The organism is Flavobacterium sp. 2 (assembly GCF_049949195.1).
Classification (GTDB): Bacteria; Bacteroidota; Bacteroidia; order Flavobacteriales; family Flavobacteriaceae; genus Flavobacterium.
In genome coordinates this window covers 188,719-215,608 of sequence record NZ_CP188206.1, presented here as the reverse complement: position 1 = coordinate 215,608, position 26,890 = coordinate 188,719, and the positions used below count along the sequence as shown (strand labels likewise).

Annotated in this window: 25 protein-coding genes; 16 read left to right on the top strand and 9 right to left on the bottom strand. The window is 32.0% G+C overall.

Annotation, left to right across the window (positions count from 1 at the left end):
- Nucleotides 1-83: 83 nt before the first annotated feature.
- The 4 genes from ACNFIH_RS00780 to ACNFIH_RS00765 all read right to left on the bottom strand — a co-directional run bounded on the left by ACNFIH_RS00780 (nt 84) and on the right by ACNFIH_RS00765 (nt 4,255).
- Nucleotides 84-761, bottom strand: a complete 678-nt coding sequence (locus tag ACNFIH_RS00780; RefSeq protein WP_035643662.1) for a metal-dependent hydrolase — start codon at nt 759-761, stop codon at nt 84-86.
- 26 nt (nt 762-787) lie between these two features.
- Nucleotides 788-1,750: a 1,4-dihydroxy-2-naphthoate octaprenyltransferase gene (menA, locus tag ACNFIH_RS00775; RefSeq protein WP_426485062.1), complete on the bottom strand. Its 963-nt coding sequence runs from the start codon at nt 1,748-1,750 to the stop codon at nt 788-790.
- Nucleotides 1,751-1,836: 86 nt separating this feature from the next.
- On the bottom strand, nt 1,837-2,670 hold the full coding sequence (locus tag ACNFIH_RS00770) for a 1,4-dihydroxy-2-naphthoyl-CoA synthase (protein WP_012024845.1): 834 nt from the start codon (nt 2,668-2,670) through the stop codon (nt 1,837-1,839).
- Between the two features lie 727 nt (nt 2,671-3,397).
- The gene (locus tag ACNFIH_RS00765; RefSeq protein ID WP_426485061.1) at nt 3,398-4,255 is read right to left on the bottom strand and encodes a CvfB family protein; all 858 of its coding nucleotides are present in this window, start codon (nt 4,253-4,255) and stop codon (nt 3,398-3,400) included.
- 142 nt (nt 4,256-4,397) lie between these two features.
- Between ACNFIH_RS00765 and ACNFIH_RS00760 the strand changes: the two genes are divergently transcribed.
- A complete protein-coding gene (locus ACNFIH_RS00760; protein WP_426485060.1) occupies nt 4,398-5,747 on the top strand; it encodes a M28 family metallopeptidase in 1,350 nt (449 codons plus the stop codon).
- A gap of 48 nt (nt 5,748-5,795) precedes the next feature.
- On the opposite strand, the gene ACNFIH_RS00755 is transcribed toward ACNFIH_RS00760, so the two are convergent.
- Together ACNFIH_RS00755 and menD are read right to left on the bottom strand one after the other, a co-directional pair.
- Complete coding sequence (locus tag ACNFIH_RS00755) at nt 5,796-6,137, bottom strand: DUF2853 family protein (RefSeq protein WP_426485059.1); 342 nt, start codon at nt 6,135-6,137, stop codon at nt 5,796-5,798.
- A gap of 91 nt (nt 6,138-6,228) precedes the next feature.
- Nucleotides 6,229-7,893 carry a 2-succinyl-5-enolpyruvyl-6-hydroxy-3-cyclohexene-1-carboxylic-acid synthase gene (menD, locus tag ACNFIH_RS00750; protein WP_426485058.1) on the bottom strand — a complete coding sequence of 555 codons (1,665 nt, stop codon included), beginning with the start codon at nt 7,891-7,893 and terminating at the stop codon, nt 6,229-6,231.
- Nucleotides 7,894-8,067: 174 nt separating this feature from the next.
- Between menD and ACNFIH_RS00745 the strand changes: the two genes are divergently transcribed.
- Nucleotides 8,068-9,243: a thioredoxin family protein gene (locus ACNFIH_RS00745; protein WP_426485057.1), complete on the top strand. Its 1,176-nt coding sequence runs from the start codon at nt 8,068-8,070 to the stop codon at nt 9,241-9,243.
- 27 nt (nt 9,244-9,270) lie between these two features.
- Nucleotides 9,271-9,768: an N-acetyltransferase family protein gene (locus ACNFIH_RS00740; RefSeq protein ID WP_426485056.1), complete on the top strand. Its 498-nt coding sequence runs from the start codon at nt 9,271-9,273 to the stop codon at nt 9,766-9,768.
- Between the two features lie 216 nt (nt 9,769-9,984).
- Here the strand turns inward: ACNFIH_RS00740 and ACNFIH_RS00735 are convergent, their stop codons facing one another.
- On the bottom strand, nt 9,985-10,569 hold the full coding sequence (locus ACNFIH_RS00735) for a glutathione peroxidase (protein WP_426485055.1): 585 nt from the start codon (nt 10,567-10,569) through the stop codon (nt 9,985-9,987).
- 429 nt (nt 10,570-10,998) lie between these two features.
- Nucleotides 10,999-11,136 carry a hypothetical protein gene (locus tag ACNFIH_RS00730; protein ID WP_426485054.1) on the bottom strand — a complete coding sequence of 46 codons (138 nt, stop codon included), beginning with the start codon at nt 11,134-11,136 and terminating at the stop codon, nt 10,999-11,001.
- A gap of 365 nt (nt 11,137-11,501) precedes the next feature.
- Here ACNFIH_RS00730 and ACNFIH_RS00725 point away from each other — a divergent pair, with 365 nt between their 5' ends.
- The 4 genes from ACNFIH_RS00725 to ACNFIH_RS00710 all read left to right on the top strand — a co-directional run bounded on the left by ACNFIH_RS00725 (nt 11,502) and on the right by ACNFIH_RS00710 (nt 14,042).
- Nucleotides 11,502-12,032 carry an RNA polymerase sigma factor gene (locus ACNFIH_RS00725; protein WP_035643638.1) on the top strand — a complete coding sequence of 177 codons (531 nt, stop codon included), beginning with the start codon at nt 11,502-11,504 and terminating at the stop codon, nt 12,030-12,032.
- On the top strand, nt 12,032-12,820 hold the full coding sequence (locus tag ACNFIH_RS00720; protein WP_035643636.1) for an anti-sigma factor: 789 nt from the start codon (nt 12,032-12,034) through the stop codon (nt 12,818-12,820). Before ACNFIH_RS00725 ends, ACNFIH_RS00720 begins: the two co-directional genes overlap by 1 nt.
- A gap of 91 nt (nt 12,821-12,911) precedes the next feature.
- On the top strand, nt 12,912-13,298 hold the full coding sequence (locus tag ACNFIH_RS00715) for a DoxX family protein (RefSeq protein WP_426485053.1): 387 nt from the start codon (nt 12,912-12,914) through the stop codon (nt 13,296-13,298).
- A 9-nt stretch (nt 13,299-13,307) separates the two neighbouring features.
- On the top strand, nt 13,308-14,042 hold the full coding sequence (locus ACNFIH_RS00710) for a DUF3667 domain-containing protein (protein ID WP_142448738.1): 735 nt from the start codon (nt 13,308-13,310) through the stop codon (nt 14,040-14,042).
- A 78-nt stretch (nt 14,043-14,120) separates the two neighbouring features.
- Here ACNFIH_RS00710 and ccsA read toward each other — a convergent pair whose 3' ends face one another.
- Entirely contained in the window at nt 14,121-17,339 is a 3,219-nt protein-coding gene (ccsA, locus tag ACNFIH_RS00705) for a cytochrome c biogenesis protein CcsA (protein WP_426485052.1), read from the bottom strand.
- Nucleotides 17,340-17,653: 314 nt separating this feature from the next.
- Here ccsA and ACNFIH_RS00700 point away from each other — a divergent pair, with 314 nt between their 5' ends.
- From ACNFIH_RS00700 to ACNFIH_RS00660, 9 genes are all read left to right on the top strand, one after another.
- Nucleotides 17,654-19,339: a glycoside hydrolase family 28 protein gene (locus ACNFIH_RS00700; RefSeq protein ID WP_426485051.1), complete on the top strand. Its 1,686-nt coding sequence runs from the start codon at nt 17,654-17,656 to the stop codon at nt 19,337-19,339.
- A gap of 156 nt (nt 19,340-19,495) precedes the next feature.
- The gene (locus ACNFIH_RS00695) at nt 19,496-20,257 is read left to right on the top strand and encodes a Rossmann-like and DUF2520 domain-containing protein (RefSeq protein WP_426485050.1); all 762 of its coding nucleotides are present in this window, start codon (nt 19,496-19,498) and stop codon (nt 20,255-20,257) included.
- Nucleotides 20,241-20,768 carry a KdsC family phosphatase gene (locus ACNFIH_RS00690; protein ID WP_426485049.1) on the top strand — a complete coding sequence of 176 codons (528 nt, stop codon included), beginning with the start codon at nt 20,241-20,243 and terminating at the stop codon, nt 20,766-20,768. Before ACNFIH_RS00695 ends, ACNFIH_RS00690 begins: the two co-directional genes overlap by 17 nt.
- 64 nt (nt 20,769-20,832) lie before the next feature.
- Complete coding sequence (locus ACNFIH_RS00685; protein ID WP_426485048.1) at nt 20,833-21,759, top strand: geranylgeranylglycerol-phosphate geranylgeranyltransferase; 927 nt, start codon at nt 20,833-20,835, stop codon at nt 21,757-21,759.
- Entirely contained in the window at nt 21,752-22,336 is a 585-nt protein-coding gene (locus tag ACNFIH_RS00680; RefSeq protein WP_426485047.1) for a Maf-like protein, read from the top strand. The genes ACNFIH_RS00685 and ACNFIH_RS00680 overlap by 8 nt, the downstream gene beginning before the upstream one ends.
- Before the next feature lie 10 nt (nt 22,337-22,346).
- Nucleotides 22,347-22,877: a mechanosensitive ion channel domain-containing protein gene (locus ACNFIH_RS00675; RefSeq protein ID WP_142448731.1), complete on the top strand. Its 531-nt coding sequence runs from the start codon at nt 22,347-22,349 to the stop codon at nt 22,875-22,877.
- Nucleotides 22,878-22,985: 108 nt separating this feature from the next.
- Nucleotides 22,986-24,086 carry an AI-2E family transporter gene (locus ACNFIH_RS00670; RefSeq protein WP_426485046.1) on the top strand — a complete coding sequence of 367 codons (1,101 nt, stop codon included), beginning with the start codon at nt 22,986-22,988 and terminating at the stop codon, nt 24,084-24,086.
- Between the two features lie 84 nt (nt 24,087-24,170).
- Nucleotides 24,171-26,003 carry a hypothetical protein gene (locus ACNFIH_RS00665; RefSeq protein WP_426485045.1) on the top strand — a complete coding sequence of 611 codons (1,833 nt, stop codon included), beginning with the start codon at nt 24,171-24,173 and terminating at the stop codon, nt 26,001-26,003.
- Between the two features lie 193 nt (nt 26,004-26,196).
- Nucleotides 26,197-26,715 carry a hypothetical protein gene (locus ACNFIH_RS00660; protein WP_035643609.1) on the top strand — a complete coding sequence of 173 codons (519 nt, stop codon included), beginning with the start codon at nt 26,197-26,199 and terminating at the stop codon, nt 26,713-26,715.
- The last annotated feature ends 175 nt before the right edge of the window (nt 26,716-26,890 follow it).

Sequence of the window (26,890 nt, the reverse complement as noted above, 5' to 3'; positions counted from 1 at the left end):
TTTGGGCAATTTTTCATTGCCTAAAAAAAGATATAGCCGAAAGCGGGATTAGCTCCTCCTTTCGGCTATATTTAAATTGATAATTATAATTCGATTGATTCTCCGATTCCTAACAACATCAAATCTTTTCCTTTATCGAAAAACTTTTTGATTGCTTCTTCGTGGTTGATTTCGATATAACCAAAAGTATCAAAATGATACCCTAGAACTTTATCACATTCTACAAAATCTGAAGCGATAATAGCATCTTCGACATCCATTGTGAAGTTATTTCCGATTGGAAGAATTGCCAAATCTAATTCTGTTCGCATAGGAATCAACTTCATATCCATTGTAAGGGCAGTGTCTCCCGCGATGTAAATATTTTTATGCTCGCCTTCAATTACAAATCCTCCAGGATTTCCTCCGTTAGTGCCGTCAGGAAAAGTACTTGAATGAATAGCATTTACGTATTTAACTTTCCCAAAGTCGAATTTCCAGCTTCCGCCATGATTCATCGGATGTGAATTAAAACCCAATTTTGCATAATAACTCGCAATTTCTGCATTTGATACAATTACAGCATTTGTAAGTTTTGCAATAGCCTGAACATCTAAAACATGATCAGCGTGTGCGTGTGTAAGTAAAATATAATCGGCCTTTAAATCTCTAAGGTCGATTGCTGCAGCAGCTGGATTTCCGGTAATAAAAGGGTCAACAATAATATGTTTTCCTCCAACTTCGATGCCTAAAGAAGCGTGTCCGTAAAATGTTATTTTCATGATCTTATTTTTTTAATTGAACTTGGTTATCTTCCTCCAAGAAAAAGGTTAACGATAATATCTGAAATCAGTGAAATCATGCAGATTGTCAATAATAATGAAAGCAAGAAAGTGCTTAGCGCTACTTTTTTTAACTCTGGATCTAAAAGCTTAGGATCCTGGTTTTTAGAAACCGTAATTAAATGCTTTGTTAAAGGAATATAGGCTAGTGAAAATAAGTATTGGTCAAAATTATAATCGCTCAAAATAGCAAAAACAACTACCAAAATCATAGCTGTGATGATCAATGTAAAATGATAAATTTTAGCTTTTGCTCCGCCAATTTGAACTACGATTGTGTTTTTTCCTGATTTTCTATCTGATTCTTCATCACGCATATTATTCAGGTTTAAAACACCAACGCTAAGCAAACCAATTGAAATTGCTGGAAGAATCAACAGCGGATCAACTTCTTTCGAATATAAAAAATTAACACCCAAAGTACTTACCAATCCGAAGAATACAAAAACAAAAACGTCTCCAAATCCTTTGTAACCGTAAGCTGAATTTCCAACTGTATAACGAATTGCCGAAACAATTGCTGCAATTCCTAATAATAAAAAGAAAATCGAATACCCAAAGTTATCTTTTCCAAATGCAAAATAAATCAATATTATAGCCGATAAAAGCGTTAATAATGAAGTAATTATTATTGCTTTTTTCATTGCCTGAGGCGTGATTTTCCCACTCTGAATAGCGCGTTGTGGCCCTACTCTGTCAGCGTTATCTGTACCTTTTACTCCATCACCATAATCATTGGCAAAATTGGATAAAACCTGCAAACCTAATGTTGTTAAAAGTGCAAAACCAAAAATTTTCCAGCTAAATACTTCTGTTGGCGTATTAATTGTTTCTGTTGGGTTTGATAAAGCATAAATACTTCCAACGATAATTCCAGAAACTGATAAAGGCAATGTGCGCAATCTTGCGGCTTCAATCCAATGTTTCATTTATATTTTAGTTTATTTGGTTTCAAATTTCAGGTTTCAAATTTCAAGTTTTCTACAGAACATGAAACCTAAAACAATTTATTAATTTATGGCAACCATTTATTTTCGCCAAAGTTTGGTTTTCTTTTTTCTAAAAATGCATTTCTTCCTTCTTTAGCTTCTTCTGTCATATAGGCCAGACGAGTTGCTTCTCCGGCAAAAACCTGCTGGCCAACCATTCCGTCGTCTGTTAAGTTCATGGCGAATTTCAGCATTTTGATAGAAGTTGGTGATTTTTGCAGAATTTCCTGCGCCCATTCATAAGCTGTTGCTTCAAGCTCATCATGCGGAATAACAGCATTTACCATTCCCATTTCGAAAGCTTCCTGAGCTGAATAATTTCTTCCTAAAAAGAAAATTTCACGTGCTTTTTTCTGTCCTACCATTTTAGCTAAATAAGCAGAACCGTAACCACCGTCAAAACTAGTTACATCTGCGTCTGTTTGTTTAAAAATGGCATGTTCCTTACTTGCCAGCGTCATATCGCAAACCACGTGCAAACTATGTCCGCCTCCTACAGCCCAACCCGGAACTACAGCAATAACTACTTTGGGCATAAAACGAATTAAACGCTGTACTTCAAGAATATTCAAACGATGTTGTCCATCATCTCCCACGTAACCTTGATGTCCGCGTGCATTTTGGTCGCCTCCGCTGCAAAAAGAATAAACTCCATCTTTAGTTGACGGACCTTCTGCTGAAAGCAAAACAACTCCAATTGAAGTGTCTTCCTGTGCATCATAAAAGGCCTGATATAATTCTGAAGTTGTTTTTGGACGAAAAGCATTTCTCACATTTGGTCTGTTGAAAGCAATTCTGGCAACTCCATTACATTTTTTATAGGTTATATCTTCAAATTCTCTGGCAGTAATCCAATCCATTTTTATCTGTTTGTTTTAATAATTATAGTGTAAAAATAAAGCATTTTTACATTTTTACCTACTCAATTTGATTTAAGTCTTACCACAAAACAGCACTCAATGTTAACAATTGGTATTTACTTACAAAAAATAACACTTTTTAACATTAGTTTTAAAAAATAATAAGTAATTTTACACCCTAGAAATCAACGAGATACAATTTATTTTGTTGATATTAGATTGATTTTCTTTCACTGATTTATTAACCTAAAAAATGATTTTTTTGAGAAAATTTAAAAAATTTGTCGCTCATTTTTTTACGGTTCTAATTAGTAAAAAAACCTTAAACAGTGAGCAAATGATTTATGCGTTTGTTAAAACTTCAAAAAGGAGATAGTAGCACCTACGGTTAAACAATAGAATTGTTGAATGTAATTAGTATAGAAAATTGATTACGAAAAGAGGAAAAAAATACTAACTGAAACTTTCTAAAAGTTATTTTATCAAACCAAATGGATTAGCCGTGAAATCGAGCTTTTGCTAATAAAAATGAATGTATTGATTGTTTAAAAGACATACCCATGATGAAAAGTAATTTCTAAAATTAATAAAGCTATTATTTTTTAAATGGATTCGAATTATTTTATTTCTGTTTTTTTTTAATTACAATTTTTTTTAAAACTAGAATAAAAAGAGAAAGGCTGCTTGTAATGAGCGGCCTTTCTTGTTGTATTAAATTGTTGGAATTTTAATTTTCTTTTACAAGATAAATTCCGTCTTCTTTTATTTCAATAAGTTTTTCCTTGTATAAAGTTCCTACAGCCTTTTTAAAAGTCTTTTTACTCATTTTTAAAACAGTTTTAATATCTTCTGGATGCGAATTATCATTTAAACGTAAAAAACCGCGATTGGCTCTTAATTCATCTAGAATTTTCTCAGCATTTGGCTCAATACTCTGATAACCTTGAACTTGCAAAGCAACATCTATTTTATTATCTGGGCGAATGTTTTTGATATAACCGCGCATTCTGTCTCCAGTTCGAATTGAATCATCGTAAACTTCATCTTTGTATAAAAGACCTTTGTGCTGTTCATTGATAATTACGTTAATTCCGATTTCAGTTATATGCGAAACAATCAAATCAACCTCTTCTCCTTTTTCAACCGTCAAATGATCATTGTTTAGAAACTGATTCGTTTTACTTGAGGCTACTAAACGTTTTGTTTTTTCGTCTAAATATAAATATACCAAGTAACGTTTTCCTTTTTCCATTGGGCGTGCCTGCTCTTTAAACGGAACAAGAATGTCTTTTTCCATTCCCCAATCCATAAAAGCACCAACCTGATTAATGTAATTTACTCTCAAAAGTGCAAATTCATTCAACAAAATATAAGGTTCAAGTGTTGTTGCAACTGGTCGCTGTTCATGATCCAAATAAACAAAAACAACAAGTTCTTCGCCTATTTCAAATTCATTCGGAACATATTTATTTGGAAGTAAAACATCGTGAATTCCATCAGGATCTTTTTCAGGATTTCCTAAAAACAAACCCACTTTAGTATCACGTAATATAGTAAGTGTATTGTATTTTCCTATTTCAAGCATATTCTTAAATTTCTATGCTGCAAATGTACGAAGTTTGAGAATGGTAAACCGAAAAATGTTTTGGATAAAAAAAGAAGCATACATTATATTGTAGTTTATTCCTTTTGGTTAAATTTGGAAACCTATAATTAATCCCAAATCAATGAAAAAGACCATTATTTATTCTGCTTTTGCCTTTTTATTATTCACTCAGATTTCTGTTTCTCAAGTCTCTGAAGATCCTGAAATAAAGAAAATGATTAGTGAAATCAAAGCCGAAAATCTTGAAGCAACAATTCATAAATTAGTTTCTTTTGGAACCCGACATACTTTAAGTGATCCTAAAAACAAAACGAAAGGAATTGGTGCTGCACAGCAATGGGTAAAATCAGAATTTGACAAATTTGCTTTGGAATCAAACGGAAGATTAACTTCAGAAATTGATTATTTCACCGTTAAAGCGGATGGAAAAAGAATTAATGTCGACAGTCAGATTGGAAATGTAATGGCTACTTTAAAAGGAACTGATCCAACAGATAATCGTGTTCTGATTATTAGCGGACATTTAGATTCTCGCGTTACAGATGTTATGAATATAAAGTCGAATGCGCCGGGAGCAAATGATGATGGTTCTGGTGTTGCTGCAGTTATTGAGTTGGCAAAAGTAATGAGCAAGCGATCTTTTCCGGCTACTATTATATTTGTTGCAGTAACTGGCGAAGAACAAGGTTTAATTGGAGCGCGTCATCTTGCTGAAAAAGCGAAAGAACAAAACTGGAATATTGTAGCAATGCTTAATAATGATATGATTGGCAACAGTTTATCAAGCGGAACTAATTTAAGAGATAATACTCAAGTTCGTATTTTTAGTGAAACAATTCCGTATTTAGAAACGGAGGAAGAAGCTAAAATGCGTAAAGCCATAAGCCGTGACAATGATAGTCCTTCAAGACTTTTGGCTCGATACATTAAAACGGTTACGGAACAATATGTAGATCAGTTGAAAGTAAAATTAGTGTACAGAAATGATCGTTTTTTAAGAGGTGGCGACCATACACCATTTAGCCAAAACGGTTTTACAGCAGTTCGTTTTTGTGAAATGAATGAAAATTTCGATCATCAGCATCAGGATTTAAGAACAGAGAACAATATTCAATATGGTGACTTGCCTGAATTTATGGATTTTGATTATTTAAGAAAAAATACTTGTGCTAATTTGGCAACCTTGGCTAATCTTGCTTCATCACCAAAAGCGCCGGAAAATGTTGGAATTGAAGTTAAAAAACTTTCAAATTCATCTACTCTGATTTGGTCAGCTCCAGAAGGAAAAGCGCAATACGGTTATCAGATTCTAATGAGAGAAACTTCTTCATCACATTGGGAAAAAACATTTTTTGTGAAAGACACACAGGCAGAAATTCCTTATTCTAAAGATAATTACTTTTTTGCTGTGCAGACTGTAGATGCTTTAGGGCATGCGAGTTTGCCCGTTTTTCCAATTCCGATTAAATAACAGAATAGAAAAATAAAAGCGCCAAATTGGCGCTTTTTCTTTTAGTAATTATTTGTAAACACTTTCTTTTTTAAAGTGAAGTGTCAATAAATAATATACAACCGCTCTGTATTTATGCTTGTTTGCGTGGCCATATTTTTCTAATACGGCATGAAGTCCTTCATCTAAAGCCGGAGTGTTTGCTAATCCTAATTTTTTAATCAAAAAATTCTTTTTTACAGTCTCTAATTCTGACGGTTGCGACGCAGCAACTGTAGATGCATCTCCATTGTAAATTGATGGACCACAGCCAATCGTAACTTTAGTCAACAAATCCATGTTTGGTGTTACACCGCATTTATCTTTTAAATCTGCGGCATACTTCTTAATTAATTCTTCTCTAGCGCTCATAATTTTAAATATTGGTTACAATTAATGCAGCCAAATTTAAAATTAAAAATGTTTATTTTGTAAATTTTAACAAAATTTAACTTACAAATTTTTAATTCAGTTCTTTAAAATACTGTTTTAAAATAACATCGTTTTGAGCTGTTGGTGTAAAAATTTCTAAAATAACCGGTGAATCATTATCAGCATATAAATCAGAAATGCCTTTTCCCAGCGATTCATTATCTGAAGCTTTTAAATAATTGAATTGATACATTTTCGCCAAATGTTCTGCTGTCAAATGGTGCGAAGTTTCAAAATAAGTATTAAAAACAGGTTTTTCTTCGTGTCCAGGCAAAATTCTGAAGATTCCTCCTCCTCCATTATTAATTAAAATGATTTTGAAGTTTTTCGGAATATAAGAATTCCACAAAGCATTGCTGTCATATAAAAAGCTGATATCACCTGTAACAAAAACGTTCTGTTTTGCATTTGCCACAGCCGCACCAATTGCTGTTGATGTGCTTCCGTCAATTCCGCTGGTACCGCGATTACAAAAAACTTCAATTGATGGATCAATTTCAATTAATTGTGCATAACGAATTGCCGAACTATTACTAATTTGTAATTGGATGTTCTTAGGAAGCGATTCAATTATTTTTTCAAAAACTTTAAAATCTGAAAATGGAATTTTCTTTAAATATTCTTCTTTTCTTTTATTTCTAAGACTATAAATTTTATCGATTTTCTTAAAGTAATTACTAGCTACAAATTCTGTTTTTGGAAGCAGATCTTTAAAAAAATCATTTGGCTCCATTACAAAATGTTTACTTAAAGCATTAAATGTATCATATGCACGCAAAGTATCTATATGCCAGTGATGTGCAGGTTTATACTTGCGTAAAAAAGCTTTAATACGTTTTGATACAATCATACCTCCAAAAGTGATTAAAACTTCTGCTTCCAACTCTTTAAAATCACAATCGTCAAATGGTGTAATTAAAGTATCTATGCTATTAATAAAACTCGGATGATGCAAGTTCGAAGTAGTTTCTGTAAGGACAACAATTGATGGATCGTTGGCAAAGTTTTCCAAAATTTCCTGTTCTATAGAGTTTACTTCATTTATTCCTCCAATAAGAATTAGTTTTCTTTTAGCCGAATTCCAAATGGAAGCAGTTTCTTCGCTATTATCAATAATTTTGGTTGGGACTTGTTCTTCCAAAGTTGTTATTTTTGGCTGAACAGAAAGCGTCTCAACAGTTTCGTATAAAGGCTCTTCAAAAGGCACATTGATATGGACCGGACCTTTTTGAAGTATCGAAGTTTCAATAGCTTTATTGATTTTCAAATCATTTTCAGCAGAAGCTTCTTCGGTTAAATTGGCATTAAAAACCGAATGATTTTCAAAAACATTTTGCTGACGAATCGTTTGTCCGTCTCCAATGTCAATTTTGTTTTGAGGACGATCTGCAGAAATAACAATTAATGGAATTTGGCTGTAAAAAGCTTCAGCCACAGCCGGATAATAATTCAATAAAGCAGATCCTGAAGTACAAACAATTGCTGTTGGCTTTTTAGTCTGTTGTGCAATTCCTAACGCAAAAAATGCTGCACAACGCTCGTCGGCAATGCTATAACACTTAAAATTCGGATTTTGGGCAAATCCTATCGTCAAAGGCGCGTTTCTTGAACCTGGAGAAATAATAATATTAGTGATTCCTTTTGCTGAACAAATTTCGATAATGCTTTGTGCAAGCGGTATTTTGGGGTAAATCATTCCTGTAGCGTATTACTTTTTTAAAGAAAAACTAAAATTCAGCATTTTCTTTTACTATTACAAAGTTACAAACTTCGTATTTGATTTAACTTATAAATAGGAAGATATTAAGGCGCTTTTTAGAAAAAGGGAATATATTTGTAAAAGTGAATTTGTAATAAAAATATACTTCATATGCGTTTCCTATATATTGTAGTACTTTTTCTTTCGTTGCAAACTGTAAAATCCCAAAATCAGTTTATTCCGGATGATACGCCGTATAAAACTGCATTGGAAAATGCAAAAAAAGAAGGGAAACCACTTTTTATAATGCTGTATGCAGATTGGTGCCCACATTGCAATCAAATGAAAAAAGAAGTTTTTAGCGATCCAAATGTGATGTCTTTTTTAAAAGAAAACTATATCTGCATCTGGAAAAACATTGAAAAAGAAGAAGGAATTGCGCTGAAAAACAAATACAATACCAAATCACTTCCAACTTTTTTGTTTTTGGATGCCAATGAAACGCTTTTATATGCACTAAAAGGCGAAATGAAAACGCCAGAGTTTATGACGGAAGTAAAATATGCACTGAATTCAAGAATGCAATTGCCTTATTTAGAAAAGGAATTCATGTCGGATCCAAGCAATTCTGATAAGTTTTTTACTTATTTAAACACTTTGAAAAAAGGAAAAGACAGAACAGATTTATCACCTCCAACGCATATTTACCTAAACACACAATCTGATGCTCAATTAATTAGCGAAACAAACTGGAGAATTATTGCTAATGGCGTTACCGATATTAAATCGAGAGAATTTCAATTCGTTTTAAAACATCAAAAAGAATTTGCTGCTGTTGCATCTCAAAATCGTGTAGACCGCAAAATTGAAAGTATAGTAACCGAATTGCTTCGCCCTTATGTTAATAATTTAGATACCGTAAATTATTATAAACAAAGAGAAGTCGCAAAATCAATACGTCTTCAAAAAACTGATTCTTTGGTTTTTAAATTTGACCTGACATTAGCTGAAAGAACTGAAAAATGGCAGTTTTACAAAAAAACAACTTTGGAAAACACACAAAAATTAGTTTGGAACGATGCTAGTTTCCTGAAAGATATCGGACAAACCTATTTAAAACACATTAATGATGCTAAAAGTTTAAAAAAATCAATTTTCTGGGTAAAACATTCATTGGAAATCAATGATTCATATGACGGAAATTTATTACTTGCCCGACTTTATAATAAAATTAAAGACAAAAAAATGGCGTTGCAATATGCCAAAGATGCCAAGGTTATTTGCACCGAAATGACTTGGAACCCAAAAGAAGTTGACACTTTATTAGCTGAATTAAACACAAAATAACCGAATAAAATTACCAATACATTTAACATGGAAGTACAATTAAGGCCAGCAACAGAAAATGATTTAGAAAAAATTCTAGCGATTGTAAATCATTCGATTTTGCACACAACGGCAAATTATAGTTATGATATTCAAACTCTTGAAGTGCAGACCAAATGGTTTGAAGATAAAAAAGCTAAAAATCTTCCTATTGTTGTTGCCGATTTAAATGGTGAAGTTGTAGGTTTTGGAAGTTACGGTCAGTTTAGAGAAAAAATTGGTTATCAATATACGGTCGAACATTCTGTTTATGTGGTTGATAATGTGATCGGAAAAGGAATTGGATCAAAATTATTGACTGAATTAATTCGTTTGGCAAAAGAACAAGGTTATCATGTTATGATTGGCGCAATTGATGCAGATAATGCCGGAAGTATTGCTTTTCACGAGCGATTTGGTTTTGTTGCAACGGGAACAATCCGTGAAGTGGGTTATAAATTTAATCACTGGCTGGATTTGGTTTTTATGCAGTTAATATTGGTGTAGATGGTACACGGATTTAACGGATTCGCTATCGCGAAAGCGCGGATTAGCGCGGTTTTTCTATTTGATTTTGAAGTCTAGTGAGAGAAATGACAAGACCTTGGAGAAAACCTTTGATCCTTTGTTACTTTGTTGCTTTGTTGCTTTGTCCCTCACAAAAAAAAATCCACAAACTTGAATTTCTTCAAATTTGTGGATTTTTTGGTTTCGGTCTTATGATTAGCTTTTAATCCAATTGATAACTTCAGGATCTGTAACTAAAGTTTTAGGTTTGATTACTTTAACTAATTCTCCTTTTTCATTAATTAAATATTTTTGAAAATTCCATTCAACTTCAGAATCTTGCAAACCATTTTTTGATTTTTGAGTCAGGAATTTGTAAACTTCGCACATATCATCACCTTTTACAGAAACTTTATCCATCATTGGAAAAGTTACACCATAATTCAACTGACAAAAAGTAGCAATTTCTTCATTTGTACCAGGTTCCTGCCCTGCAAAATTATTTGCCGGAAAACCTACAATTACAAAATTTTTGTCTTTGTATTCTTTATAAACTGCCTCAAGATCTTTGTACTGAGGTGTTAAACCACATTTTGATGCTGTATTAACAATCATCACTTTTTTTCCTTTTAAAGAAGCAAAATCAAAAGTTTTTCCTGATAAATCTTCAACCTTAAACTGATAAATGGTTTCTTTTGCCATAGCTTTCTCTGTTTTCGATTTTTTATTACTCGTTTGAGCCTGAACTTGTGAAGCGAATAAAAAAGCAACACTGCAAGCTATAAATACTATTTTTTTCATTGTTTAATTTTTTATAAAATTAGTTAAAATCTGATTTACAAAAAGGCTTTGGCAATTTTATTTTATATTAAAGATTCGTTAAAAAAATGAAGCCTAACGTTAATCAGACGTTAGGCTTCCCCCCATACAAACAAATCAAACCATGAATTAATTATTATGCCTTATTGCGTTTTCATAAATTAAAGTGAGACCTTGTAAAAGAGCTTTAATCTTTATTCGGGCTCGTATTGTATTTTATAGTATTTCAAATTATAGTTGATGCCTCTCGGTTATGGTGAAAATTAATTTTAAACCCTAATTCGCATTTTCATCTGATTTTCTTCAATGGCGTGTACAGTGGATAATTTTACTCGTTTATAATTGAAAATACTTGCTTATAAATAAATTTTCTATTTGGAAGTCCGAGGACACCAACTATTAATTGTTATATTATTGAACTTGTAATTCAGAAATTGAAAAATTCAGTTTTTTAATATCATTTTTATCATCAGTATTTCCAAAATGCATCACTGACAAAACATTCGTAAGAGCCACAATCAATATTTTTAAAATATTTGTCTTATTCATCATCATATTTTTTATTTATTGAGATTTTATTTACGTTTTCAACTTTAATAAAATTTATTTTTCTTTAATGATTTTAGAACTTTCAGATAGCTAAGTTTTAGATTTCCCCTGTTAAATCAAGGTTTTTGCTATTATTCTGCATCTTAATTTTCTTATATAATAGCATTTACGTAATTGGATGAATTTTGGTTTTAAAAAATCGAAAAAAAATTAAAAAAAAGTTGATTTTTTTTCCAAACCCTTATGTTTCTTAGGTTTTTGCCTGTTAAAAAAATTATAATTTTCACAAAAAAATAAAGTATCTTTATCTCAGGTAATAAAATAATGTGATATTAATTATTGTTTAAGCTTTAAAATCCCAATCTATGAGTCAAGAAGAATTATTAGTTTTAATTTACAAAAAAGACGAAAGAGCTTTTACCCATTTGTACGATATGTACTCGAAAAGTTTGTTTTCGGTCATTAATGTACTAATCAAAAATCGCGAAGAGGCTGAAGATGTTTTACAGGAAGTTTTTGTTAAAATCTGGAAAAACATAGATTCGTATAACGAAAGCAAAGGCCGATTTTACACCTGGATCCTTAATATTGCTAGAAATACTTCTATCGATACACTAAGATCCAAAAATTTTAATAACTCTCAAAAAAACCTTTCATCCGATAATTTCGTAAATCTGTTAGATGACAGTAATAAATTAAGCAATAAACTTGATGCAATTGGAATTCAAGAATTCGTAAAGAAACTAAAACCAAAATGTATTGAAATAATTAATTTGTTATTCTTTAAAGGATATACCCAACAAGAAGCTTCAGAAGAATTGGCAATGCCATTGGGGACTATCAAAACACAAAACAGAAACTGTATTAATGATTTAAGAAATTATCTAAAAATATAATGGAAGCACAAGAATATATTGAATCAGGGTTATTAGAACTATACGTATATGGTTTATTAACCGAAAAGGAAAACATAGAAATTACCGAATTAGCTAAAAAGAATCCAGAGGTCGATGCTGAAATTATTGCGATTGAAAAAGCTATTGTTGCTTTATCATCAAGCTTCGCTCCTTTCCATTCTGTAGCTAATTTTGAAAAAATCAAAGCAAGACTAGAACTTAAACATGGCAAAGTAGTCGATATTAAGCCAGCATCAAACTGGTCGCAATATGTTGGTTGGGCTGCCGCGGTACTTTTATTGTTAGGTTTAGGATATCAGACTTTAGAATTGACAAAAACGAAAGAAGCAATTTCTACTGTTGGAACTGAAAAAAACAAAATTGAAAGAGATTATGCTTTTTTAAGCCAACAGAATAAAGAAACTGAAAAAAGTTTAACCATTGTAAGAGACATCAAAAATACTGGTGTAACACTTGGCGGTCAGGCAGTTTCTCCAACCTCTTTTGCAAAAGTGTATTGGAATAAAGACACTAAAACGACTTACATTGATGCGGCTGGTTTGCCAAAACCTCCAAAAGGAATGGTTTACCAAGTTTGGGCATTAAAACTAAGTCCGGTTCTGACTCCAACAAGCATTGGTTTACTGAGCGATTTTGAAGGAAATTCAAATAAAATCTTTGCTGTAGATCGTACAAACGAAGCTGAGGCATTCGGGATTACGCTCGAGCCTGCTGGCGGAAGTTTAACACCGACAATGACACAATTGTACACTTTAGGAAAAGTTTAAAATTAAACGTTGTATAAAAACAAAAAGCGCATATTGAAATGATATGCGCTTTTTTATTATTTTTAATTGATTAATAAGCAAATACCACATCATGAACGGAAATTTACTCTTAAGAATTGCAGTTTCAATTATTCTTCTTACGCATTCTGTTTTCGGAATGTTTAATAATGGCATTAATGATTTTGGAAATTTATATTTGAACCAAATTGGTTTTGCTCCTTTTGGCGTTTTTCTGGCTTGGAGTATTAAATTATCTCATGTTATTGCGGCTGTACTTCTACTACTTAATAAATATGTCAAGCTCGCAGGTTTTGTAACGATTTTTGTTTTAATAATGGGAATTGTTTTAGTCCATTTTCAAGAAGGATGGTTTGTTGTTGGCGGAGGAAGAAACGGCGTTGAATATAACTTTCTTCTCATTGTGGTTTTACTGGCGATTATGTTCCCAAATGGTTTTAAGAAAGTACAATCTAATTAAATTATCATAATGGAAATAATCTGTAAAAATTGTCATCATGTTTTTAAAGGGCATTATTGCAGTAATTGCGGACAGCCTTCGGCAACTCATAAAATAAATATTCATTTTTTATGGCACGATATTCAGCATGGTTTATTGCATTTTGACAAAGGAATTACGTATTCATTAAAACAGCTTTTTACAAGACCAGGACATTCTGTACGTGAATTTATTGAAGGAAAACGCGTCAGACATTTCAAACCACTTTCATTGGTTGTCGTTTTGGCAACACTTTATGGAGTTCTTTATCATTATTTTGACATCAATACATTTCCGGATTCAGTTGATAAAACTTTAGATTATCATGAATTTAATGAATGGGTCGCAACGCATTTTTCGTGGGTAACGATTGCTACAATTCCCATTTACACAATTGGAACTTATATTGTTTTTAGAAAACAGGGCTATAATTTTGTTGAATTTTTTGTCTTAAATACTTTTAAAGCATCTCAAAGACTTTTTGTACAAATTCTGACATTCCCAATATTGCTTTATTTAAACGGCACATCAGAAATTCAAAAATTTTCATCAGCAACTTATTTCATCGGATTAATATTGATATTCTGGACTAACATTCAGTTTTTTAATAAAATTTCAAAAATAAAAGCTTTCTTTTTGAGCATATTAAGCCATATTATCTTTTTAATATGCTTTTTTATCGTCGCGGCGATTGTACTTGCAATTATGGGTAAATTACCTGTTTAAATATTTATTCTGATATAAAAAAAAGGTTCAGTAGACACTGAACCTTTTTTATTTGAATTAAATAATTACCCCAATAAATTATTTCTTCTTTACTTTTTTAGTTTTATAGTATTTACGATACTTCGGATACGTTACAGCACCAATTACTGCAATTGTTGCCATTGAATAATAAATCCAATTTAGAGAATGCGCCTCTCCGCTTGCGTATGAATGCAGACCAACTAAATGGAAATTTACTCCATAATACGTGAACAAAATCGAAATAAAGGCAAACATCGTCATTAAATTAAAGAACCATTTTCCGCGTAAAGCAGGCACAAAACGAGCGTGAATTACAAACGCATAAACCATAATCGAGATTAAAGCCCAAGTTTCTTTTGGATCCCATCCCCAGTAACGACCCCAGCTTTCGTTTGCCCATTGTCCTCCTAAGAAGTTTCCAATAGTCAACATAATCAAACCAATAGTTATGGACATTTCGTTGATATAAGTAATCTCTTTAATGTTTAATTCCATTTTAGCTTTGTTTTTCTCCGTTGTAAAGAAAATCAATACTAATGATACAAAACCTAAAATCATTCCTAATGCAGTCGGACCATAACTCGCTACAATAACAGCAACGTGAATCATTAACCAATATGAGTTAAGAACCGGTTGTAAGTTTGCAATTTCCGGATCAATCCAGTTCATGTAGGCAGCCATTAAAATCATCGAAGTAACAAAAGCAGATGAAGCAACTGTTAATTTTGATTTTCTATCAAAAGCCAATCCGAAGAACATTGTTGACCAAGCCACATACACAATAGCTTCGTACGCATTACTCCAAGGTGCATGACCCGAAATATACCAACGTGCTATTAATGCTATTGTATGAATCACAAATAACAATCCAACTATAACATGGAAAGCATTTACTGTAATACGAAGCCATTTTTTCTCAAAGAAAATATTCACAATAGTAAAAACAAACATCAATAGTGCTGCGGTAATATACCAATAAGGCAATTTTTGAAGAACATCATATTTATTATAAGCAATCTCAGCATCAATTTTTTGCTCGCTTGGACGAACTTTTGCGCCAAATTTCTTTTGGAAACCATTAATACTTTCTACCAATTGATCAGCTGTATCCCAGTTTTTAGAAATAGAACCGTTGTTTAAAGCGCTAAAATATAACGGAAGAATTTGTTTTACATACGTAGAATCCATTCCTTTAAAAGCACTGTTTTCACGTTCTAAGAAAGAAACCCATTTATTATTTGGATCATTTGGAACAGGGAAAATTTTTAAAATGCTTCCGCTTAAAGCAGATTCCATCAAGTTTACTTTTTTATCCGTTTCAATATAATCTTTTTCAAACTGATTCGGGTTTCCTGCTTTATAAGCTGCATCTAAATAAGGTGACAATTTATAATTTCCGTTTTCATCGAAAAATTTCACAAATGGAGCATATTGATCTTTCGAATCAATTCCGATAATTTTACGAATACTATCATTACCCATCTTAATATAAATAATCGGGATCTGTATCCAAACCTGAGCATATTGCGTCATAGATAAAAATACCTGATCAGAATTCATTCCGTTGTACTTATCACTATGACTTACTTTTCGAAGCAATTCAGATGAAAAAGTATTAATTGGTTTCATTCTTCCTCCCGCGTCCTGAATAATCAAACGACCAAATTTAGCTGCATGCGCTTCTGGAGCTTTGTAGATTGTCAACAACGAATCTAACTGTTTTTGACTCGGCGGTGCTACAACATGATTAGCATGATCGTTTGGATCTGCAGTGTGATTATGATCGTGATCATGCGAATGAACATGAGGATTTTGTTGCGCAAAACCGCTCAAACCAATCATTAAAACCAGAATAGTAATTAGTTTTTCTTTTTTCTTTTTAACGCTTTCAAGTTTACGTTTTAGATCTCCAAAACGAGAATGCTTTGTAAACATAATAGCCATTAAACCGATGTACAGCAGATAATATCCAAAATAGGTAATATTGGTTCCCCAGAAATCATGGTTTACAGATAATACTGTTCCTTTTTCATCTGGATCAAATGAAGATTGGAAAAAACGATATCCTTTATGATCTAAAACGTGATTCATAAAAATATCGGCATCAAAAGTTTCTGTAGAATCCTGAACGGTCACTTTACTTTTAAAAGCAGAATAACTTTTTTCTGTTCCTGGATATTTATCAGCAATAAAATCATTCAATTTTACTTTAAAAGGTAAAATATAAGCTTTGCTTCCGTAAAATAAGCTGTATTCAATTTTACCAATTTTAACAGTTTGAGGCTCACCAACACTTCCTTTAGACCCCATCAAACGAACTTCTTTTTCCTGACCGTCAGCTTTAATTTTCACAACTAAAGCATCTGTATGTGATTTTGCTTTAAAATCATTACTTGATTCATAATCAACAACTCCTTTTACAGCAGGATCTGGAAAAACAATTCGGATATCGCCAATACTGTAAAGCGAACGCATCATTAAAGGCTGTACATTATCTTTTGTAACTGTCCCTTTCAATTTGTCAGCCATTCGCATAAATTCACCTTCAAATGGTGTTTGAATCGTGTATTTATCTCCAGTTGTATTAATATTGATAGCGCCGTCAGTATGTTTATTTAACGCAAATAAAACGTTGTGAATATTTTGAACTTCACCTTCTTTCAAGTAATGTTCTTCACGTCCGCCAGCTCCAGCTTCAACTAATTTTAAATAAAGAGTTCCTTTAGGATCTGGTTTTATCGTTTCTTTCGCTCCCATGATGTAGTTCACGTAACTAACTTCAAAAGGAGTTTCATCAAATTTTCCAGAAAGTGTGAAATCATTATTTGTAACTGGCGACATTAGAAGATTTTTTTCAAAAACTCTTCTTCTCGGCTCACCTTTATATTCTCCGTCAGCAAAAACCGTTATAAATGTCTTATCCGAATAAATTTGATTTTCTGCCGCACCTTCACGAATTGGCATCATTCCTTCATAACTGATATAGCGCGTAATGAAAGCTCCTAAAATGATAAAAACAAAGGCAATGTGAAGTAAAAAAGTTGCCCATTTTTCTTTTTTAAGTAATTGATAACGTTTGATGTTTCCGAAGAAATTTAGCATGAAAATTGCCATTATAGCTTCAAACCACCATGTATTATAGATTAAAATTCGGGCAGTATCTGTGTTGTATTTACTTTCGATAAAAGTTCCAACACCCATTGCAATTGCGAATGTTAAAAAAAGAACGGCCATTAAGCGTGTAGAAAACAAAAAAGAGAATATTTTTTTATCCATTTTTGAGGAATTACATTGTATAAAAGTGCCACAAAAGTACTTAAAAATGTTGAGTTCCAATATTTGTCATTTGTTAATAAAAACTAAAATATGGTATGCTTTTTTACCGAAACAAAGCTTTCATGAAAGTTAATTACTACAAAACAAAACTATTTGATAATTTCTTTGAATATTGATAATTTTTCATAGATTTGTGTAATCGATTACATTTTAAATTTATCTTTTTTTTGAAGTTACTATTCTAGTTTTTCTCAAAAAAAGAACATTTAATTGCATATTCGACTATTAACTATCTCTTTACAAAATAATTAAAAATGAAAACCAAAACTATCAAAATTGTCCTTTTTCTCGCACTTTTTGTTTCTGGATGGTCTTCCAAAACTCATGCGCAGAATTCAAAATCAAATGTTATTTACCCTGATATTGAATTCAAAATGCAAAAAGTAAAAGAACCTGTAATTCCTAAAAACACAATCAACTTAAAAGATTTTGGTGCAGTAAGTGGCGGTTATGTTTTAAATTCAAAGGCTTTCGCCGATGCTATAGATGCTCTTGCAAAAAAAGGAGGCGGAAAATTAATTATTCCACCAGGAATCTGGCTTACAGGTCCGATTATTTTGAAAAGTAATATTGAACTTCATGCAGAAACTGGTGCTTTGATTAAATTTTCGACAGATAAAAGTTTGTATCCAATTATTGAAACCAGTTTTGAAGGTTTAAATACGTGGCGCTGCATCTCTCCTATTTATGGTAAAAATCTTGAAAACGTAGCTTTTACAGGAAATGGCGTTTGGGACGGTTCTGGAGAAGTTTGGAGACAAGTAAAAAAGAGCAAATTAACAGAAAGCCAATGGAAAAAATTTGTAGCTTCTGGCGGAGTTTTAAATGAGAAAAAAGAAAGTTGGTATCCATCTGAAACCTTTATGAAAGCTTCTGTTGGAGCTGATCAGAATGTACGTCTTGATTTAAAAACGAAAGAACAATTTGAAGAAATCCATGATTTTCTTCGTCCTGTAATGGTAAGTATTCAAAACAGTAAAAGAGTTCTTTTTGATGGTCCGGTTTTTCAAAATTCGCCAGCCTGGAATATTCATCCTTTAATGGTTGAAGATTTGATTATTAGAAATTTGACTGTTAGAAATCCTTGGTATTCTCAAAATGGCGACGGACTTGATGTTGAATCTTGTAAAAATGTTTTAATCGAAAATTCAAGTTTTGATGTTGGCGATGATGCCATTTGCATTAAATCTGGAAAAGATAAAGATGGACGCGATCGCGGTGTTCCGTGTGAAAATATCATTGTTAAAAATAATATTGTATATCATGGTCACGGTGGTGTTACAGTAGGAAGCGAAATGTCAGGAGGCGTTAAAAACCTTCATGTTTCAAATTGTACTTTTATGGGTACCGATGTTGGATTACGTTTTAAAAGTACTCGCGGACGTGGTGGAATTGTTGAAAATATCTTTATTTCGGATATTTATATGACTGATATTCCTTCTCAGGCGATTTCTTTCGATTTATATTATGGAGGGAAATCTATTGCTGAAACATTAGCTGAAGGCGGAACTAAAGTAGCCAACAAAATGATGCCTGTGAATGTAGAAACACCACAATTCAAGAATATTTCAATTAAAAACATTACAATCGCTGGTGCTTATCAAGCAGTATTTTTACAAGGATTACCAGAAATGAATCTTGAAAATATCGAAATTTCAAATTTAACTGCAAAAGCTGAAAATGGTTTTTCAATAATTGATGCAAACGGAATTAAAATCAGCAATGTTAAATTAGATATTCAGAAACCAGAAATTTTCGAAATTTATAACGGAAAAAACATGTCTTTCAAGAATATCGAATTCAATTCAAAATCAGATAAAGCAATCTCAATTAATGGCGAAGTAAGCCAGAATATAGAATTTATTTCAAACCCAAATTTTGATTTATCTAAAAAAATCACTGTTGACCAAACAGTTCCAAAAGGTTCTGTGAAATTTTAAAAAGATTAAAACCAACTCATTAAACCCGCTTTTTATAATTACAAAAAAGCGGGTTTTTAATTTTGTCAGAATTAAATTGATAATTGAAATTTGAAATTGGCTTTAAACCAAATTAAACCAAACTGCATTTCAAAAAAATAATGTTAATTTTGTGCTATGATTCGACTATCGATAATTGGTTCTGGAAATGTTGCACAACATTTAATTAAGGCTTTCACAAAAAGTGAAACTGTCGAAATTGTGCAGGTATTTTCGAGAAAAAAAGAAGTTTTAGTTTCTCTTATTAATGAAGACAAAATCACAACTGATTTAACTGACTTAAAACCAGTAGATTTATATATCATCGCAGTTTCTGATAATGCAATTGGTGAAGTCTCACAACAATTATCTTTTCAAAATCAACTTGTAGTTCATACTTCTGGTGCCGCGCCGCTTGATACTTTAGAATCCAAAAACAGACGAGGTGTTTTTTATCCGCTTCAGTCTTTTTCTAAAAACAAAGCCGTAGATTTTTCAGTAATTCCAATGTGTTTGGAAGCAGAAAATAGTGCCGATTTTGATTTGTTGGAAAAAACTGCAAAAACCATTTCAAATGCTGTTTTTGCAATTGATTCGGAACAACGAAAAGCATTGCATGTCGCAGCCGTTTTTGTAAATAACTTTACAAATCATTTGTATCAAATTGGACAAGAAATCTGTGATGAACACCGTGTTCCTTTTGAAGTATTAAAACCTTTGATTCAGGAAACTGCTGAAAAAATCAATACATTGGATCCAATCGATGCACAAACCGGACCAGCAAAGCGAAACGATTCTAATACTATAAAAACGCATTTAGCGTTTTTAACCAACGAAAATCAAAAAAATATTTATAATATACTCACACAATCTATTCAAAATAATGGCAAAAAGTTATAAAGAAATAATGAATGACATCACAACATTTGTTTTTGATGTTGATGGCGTACTTACAGACAGTTCGGTTTTTGTAACCAATGAAGGCGAAATGCTTCGAACAATGAACATTCGTGACGGTTATGCAATGAAAGCTGCGATTGAAAGCGGTTATAATGTCTGTATTATTTCTGGCGGAAGCAATGAAGGCGTTCGTATTCGTTTAAACAATTTAGGTGTTAAAGATGTTCATTTGGGAACTCCTGATAAAGTTCAGACTTTTAAGGATTATACAAATAGTAATACTATTAAACCAGAACAAGTGCTTTACATGGGAGATGATATTCCTGATTTTCATGTAATGAAATTAGTAGGATTACCAACTTGCCCACAAGACGCAAGCCCAGAAATCAAAAACATTTGCCGATATATCTCGCACGTAAAAGGCGGACGCGGTGCAGCACGTGACGTTATTGAGCAAGTAATGAAAGTACAAGGAAAATGGATGGAATATTTTAATGGAAAACACGATTAAATAATTATTAATTATATAAAAAACTTAGCAACTTAGCCCCAAGCTACTTAGAACCTTTGAAAAAATGAAATACTTAAAACTCGTTCGATATCAAAACTTATTGATGCTTGCTTTTATGCAGGTTTTATTTCGTTATGCTTTTTTAAAACAGCAAAATATTCCATTGGCTCTAGCCGATTGGCAATACGGATTATTGATTTTAAGCACTGTTTTATTAGCGGCTGCAGGTTATGTAATCAACGATATTTTTGATGTAGCAACAGATTCAATCAACAAGCCAAATAACGTTATTATTGGCAAAGGAATTTCTGAAGCCAGAGCCTATAATATTTATATTGGATTAAATATTACTGGCGTTGCTATTGGTTTTTATTTATCAAATGTCATTTTGAGACCGAGTTTTGCAACAGTTTTTATTTTGATTGCGTCTTTGCTTTATTTTTATTCTACAAGTTTAAAGCAAATCATGATTTTAGGGAACTTTATTGTAGCTCTTTTATTGGCTTTAAGCGTCATTATAATTGGAATATTTGATTTATTTCCTGCAACAAACGCTGAGAATCAGGCGCAAATGGCAAGTCTTTTTTCGATTTTGATTGATTATGCACTTTTTGCTTTTATGATCAATTTTATTAGAGAAATAGTTAAAGATATTGAAGATGTAAATGGCGATTACAATCAAGGAATGAATACTTTACCAATTGCAATTGGAATTAGCAGAGCTGCAAAAATCGCTTTAGGATTTGCTATAATTCCATTTATATTGTCTTTGCTTTATATTAATACTTATTTCATGCAGAACAAACTTTATATTGCCACTTTATATAGTTTCGCCTTTGTTCTTGCTCCCCTATTATATTTTATTGTAAAAATTTTTACAGCAAAAACTCAAAAAGAATTCCATCATTTGAGTACCGTTTTAAAGCTAATTTTGCTTTTCGGAATTTTATCAATTCTTGTAATTACATTAAACATCAAGTACAATGCTTAAAGAAAAACTAAAAAAATATACTTTGATTCTGGCTTCAGGATCACCAAGAAGACAACAATTTTTTAAGGATTTGGATCTTGATTTTGAAATCCGATTAAAAGATATTGAAGAAGTCTATCCGCCTGAATTAGAAGCTGCTGAAATTACAGATTATCTGGCAGCATTGAAAGCCAGTGCATTTGATGGTGAATTAAAAGAAAATGAAATATTGATCACTAGCGACACAATCGTTTGGCATCAAAATAAAGCTTTAGGAAAACCTAAAAATGCCGAAGAAGCTTTTGAAATGATTAAATCGATGTCTAATGCAACACATGAAGTATTTACATCTGTTTGTTTTAGAACAGAAAATACTTCTACCGTGATAAACGATGTAACAAAAGTGACATTTAACGATTTATCAGACGAAGCCATTTTGTATTATATTGAAAATTACAAACCTTATGATAAAGCTGGAGCTTATGGTATTCAGGAATGGTTTGGTTTTATGGCTGTTGCAAAAGTTGAAGGTTCTTACACCAATGTTATGGGGCTCCCGACTGCTAAAGTTTACGAATATTTGAGTACTTTAGTATAAAAATTATCTTATGTTTTCTTTTAAAGAATATAGCCAGGAAATATTTGCTACCCTTATTCTCCTATTAATTTTAGTTGCTTTAAGAATAATCGTTGCGAAACTAATCAGACGCTATGCCAGCAGCAGTCAATTATTAGAACACAGAACCAATTTGGTTATTAAATATGTTCATATTTTAATGAATATATTGGTAACTATTAGTCTAATTGTAATTTGGGGCGTCGACACTAAGGATATTTTTATCACTGTTTCTTCTATCGCAACTGTAATTGGCGTGGCTATGTTTGCGCAGTGGTCTATTTTGAGTAATATAACTTCTGGAATGATTTTGTTTTTTTCATTTCCTTTTAGAATCGGAGATACTATAAAAATCCATGATAAAGATTTTCCTATTGAAGCTGAAATTGAAGACATCAGCGCTTTTCATGTGAATTTAAAAACCAAAGAAGGCGAGCGAATTATTTTTCCAAATAATCTTTTGCTTCAAAAAGGAATTTCAATAATGCCGGTACAATACGAAGAAAAAGAGTTTTTTGACTAAATTTTGAATGGGAATTTTATAACGTAAATTAAAAAACCTAAAACAGAATTACTGATTTTAAGTGTAATATTTGTTTAGCCAATTTACGTTTATTCAAAATTCACAAAAATGACTCAGCCTATAAAATTACCTTTTTATGCAAAACTTGCCTGCATATTAATCAGTTTAATTTCGTTTGCCTATATTTTCTGCATTGCAAAAGATGTCATTACACCAGTGCTAATGGCTTTTTTATTTGCTGTTTTATTACTGCCGATTTTTACTTTTTTTAATGTAAGATTAAAATTTCCAAGACATCTTGCTGCGATTATTTGTGTTTTGACGTTTGCTGCTTTTATTATTGGGATTTTAGTTTTTATCTCTTATGAAGTAACAGATATGGCTAATGATTTTGAAACCATCAAAAAAAATGCAAATGCCTTTATTGCCGATATTCATAAATTCATTAAAGATAATTTTAATGTCAGCATTGGAGAACAAAAAAAATACATAGATAATGTAACTAAAGATTCGGTCAAAAATGGAAATGCAACAATAGGTTCGGCACTGATTTCCATAACCGATTTACTTTTAGACTGCACTATAATTCCAATTTATACTTTTCTATTTTTAATTTATAAAGATCATTTTATTCTTTTTTTAGCCAAATTGATTAACAAAGAAAACCATTCGGCTTTAAAAGATATTTTATCGCAAATTAAAGTTTCTATAAATAATTACATTGTCGGGCTTTTATTAGAAATGACTACAGTAGCCGTTTTAACAAGTTTGGGGCTTTGGATCATTGGAGTAAAATATTTCATTTTATTGGGATTGATAACCGGAATTTTAAATCTTATTCCCTACATCGGAATATTTATTGCAGGAATAATAACAGTTTTGGCCTCATTAACAGGAACTGGAGAAACGTCAATTATATTGGGAATTTTAATCGTGAATATTATTGTTCAGCTAATTGACAACAACTTATTAGTTCCGTTAATTATAAATTCTAAAGTTGAAATTAATGCTTTTGTTTCCATCATCGGAATTATCATTGGTGGTGCGGCTGCAGGGATTTCGGGAATGTTTTTAGCAATTCCACTTTTGGCAATGTTAAAAATAATTTTTGACCGAATAGAATCAATGGAAGCCTGGGGTTATTTGATGGGCAATCATGTTCCAAGAAAATTTACCTGGAGGGTTCGAAAAGCTAAAATTGAAAGCTAAAAAACAGTTAATTTTAAAATTAGCACTGATATTTAGCCTATATTCATATTATAAATCGTGTTTAAATAAGAGAAAAGAATCTGAATGTTTCTAAACAAAAAAATAGTCGTTTTTATTTTGTTTTGCTTTTGTTTACAAAGCATTCACGGACAGTCAGATAAAACAAAAAAAGATCCTACAGTAAAAAAAGATTCAACTCAGGTTTATGACAAAATCCGAAATTATTCGGAAAAGAACAATTTCACAAAAGCCATGCACAAACTCTTTTTTAGAACCAATAAACCAAAAAAGAAAGAAGAACTCCTAATACCGAGCGACACATCAAATTATGATGGCAAAATCATTCGGAAAATAAACATCGTTACGTTAGATCCATTTGGACATTCTGTTGTAGATACAACGCAAGCGCCAAAAAATTGGGGAGAACGAACAGGAAACCGACTTCATTTAAAAACCAAAAAAATCGCCATTTACAATTTACTTTTATTCAAAAGGAATAGTGTTTATGACAGTTATAAAGTACAAGAAACCGAACGTTTAATTCGATCACAAAAGTATGTAACGGCAGTTCGAATCACACATCAATTAGCCGGAGCGGCATCAGATTCTGTCGATGTTACTATCAGAGTTTTGGATTCCTGGAGTACTATTCCGCGATTTTCAATTTCCAGTAATCAAGTTTCTATTGGATTTAAGGAAAAAGATTTCTTTGGATCTGGCCAGCAGCTCGAATATCGCTTTACTAATCGTTTTAGCGATGGCGCAAATGGTAATGATGTTACTTATACGGTTCCAAATATTAAAAATACTTATATCGGAACAACGTTGAATTATAAAATGGATCTTGATAACAATTACACCAAAAGCATCAATATCGAGCGATTGTTTTATTCGCCTTTAACCAAATGGGCTGGCGGAATTTATGTTGGACAGAACTTCAGGAAAGATACTTTACAGGCTCCTGATATGTCTTATGCTTATCAGCCTTTCAAATATAATTTTCAGGATTTTTGGGCAGGAAAAGCTTCTAAAGTTTTTGAAGACGAAGACAAAGGAATTACCAATCTTATTGTTTCTGGCCGGTTTCTGAATGTAAATTATAGCGAAACGCCAACAGATTTATACGATCCAGCACATTTCTATTCTGATCAAAAACTTATTTTATCCGGAATTGGAATCAATACGCGAAAATTCATCAAAGACAATTATATTTTTAGAAATGGCCAGACCGAAGACGTTCCTATTGGCCGAATTTATGGCGTTACTTTAGGCTATCAATATAAAAATCAAATGTGGAGGCCTTATGTTGGCGGTCAGTTTTCATTTGGTAATTATTATAGGTTAGGATTTTTGAGTGCTAATTTTGAAGGCGGAACCTTCTTTCATGATTCAAAAACCTATGAAACCGCATTTTCAGTAGAAACCAATTATTTTACGAAGCTTTACAGCATTGGAACTTGGAAATTAAGACAATTTGTGAATCCAAAAATGGTAATTGGTATCAACCGTGAAGACATAATTGGAGATAAATTGAATATAAATGAAGATAATGGTTTGGCGGGTTTCAACAGCGCCATTTACGGAACCAACAAAATGATTTTATCATTGCAGACCCAGACTTATTCGCCAAATGCGCTTTTGGGTTTTCGTTTAAATCCATTTTTTAACTATTCAATAGCCGTTTTAGGAAGTCCGAATAATGCGATGGGTAGAAACAAAGCCTATTCAAAATTTACGCTCGGTGTAATAGTAAGTAATGATTATTTAGTATTCAGTTCTTTTCAATTGTCCTTGTCATACTACCCTACTATTCCATTTGAAGGAGATAATGTTTTCAAAACCAATACTTTTGAAACAACAGATTTTGGATTAATGAATTTTGAGCTGTCAAAACCAAGAATTGTAGATTATAAATAAAAAGTTTTTTTTTGCTTTTTTTATCTTTTTTTAAAGTTTGCAAAACATTTTGAAAATCAAAACATTACAATGTACATAGCGCTTTCACACTCGGTGAACTGCTAATTTTATCCGACGAAATACATTTGGTTTTTATTTTTGGCACAGTATATGAATATTACTTAGCAAGAGTAACATTAAAACTTTAGAAAAAATGAAAACGTTAAAAATAGCAATCGCCGGATTATTCCTTTTGGTTGCAAATGCCACGCAAGCCCAAGTATCAATTAATGTAAATATAGGAACACCACCAGCTTGGGGACCTGCAGGATATTCTGAAATGGAATATTATTATTTGCCAGACATTGAAGCTTATTATGATGTTAGAGCTTCACAGTTTATTTATTTTGGAGGCGGAAGATGGGTTAGAACCACTTATTTGCCAAGACAATACAGAAATTATGATTTATACGGAGGTTATAAAGTAGTTTTAACTGATTACCACGGAAGAACTCCATACACCTATTTTGATCGTCATAGAGTGAAATATTACAGAGGGTATCATGGAGCACCTCAAAGACCATACAAACCAAGACCGGTTTATGGATATAATGATCGTCACGATCACAGAGACTACAAACATTATGACAAACATTATGACAAACACCATGATAAACATGATCGTCACGACCATGATGACCATGATGATCATCGTGGACACGGAAGAAGATAATTGCTAAATATCTAATTTTCAACACAAAAGAGTATCAAAAATATTGATACTCTTTTTTTATGCGTGCATAGTAGAATCTGAATTTGTTAATTTGTTGCGTAATATTTAAAAATAATCTCAAAATCAATTATATTTATAATAATTGTCTTATCCTATTATAATTGTAACTTATATT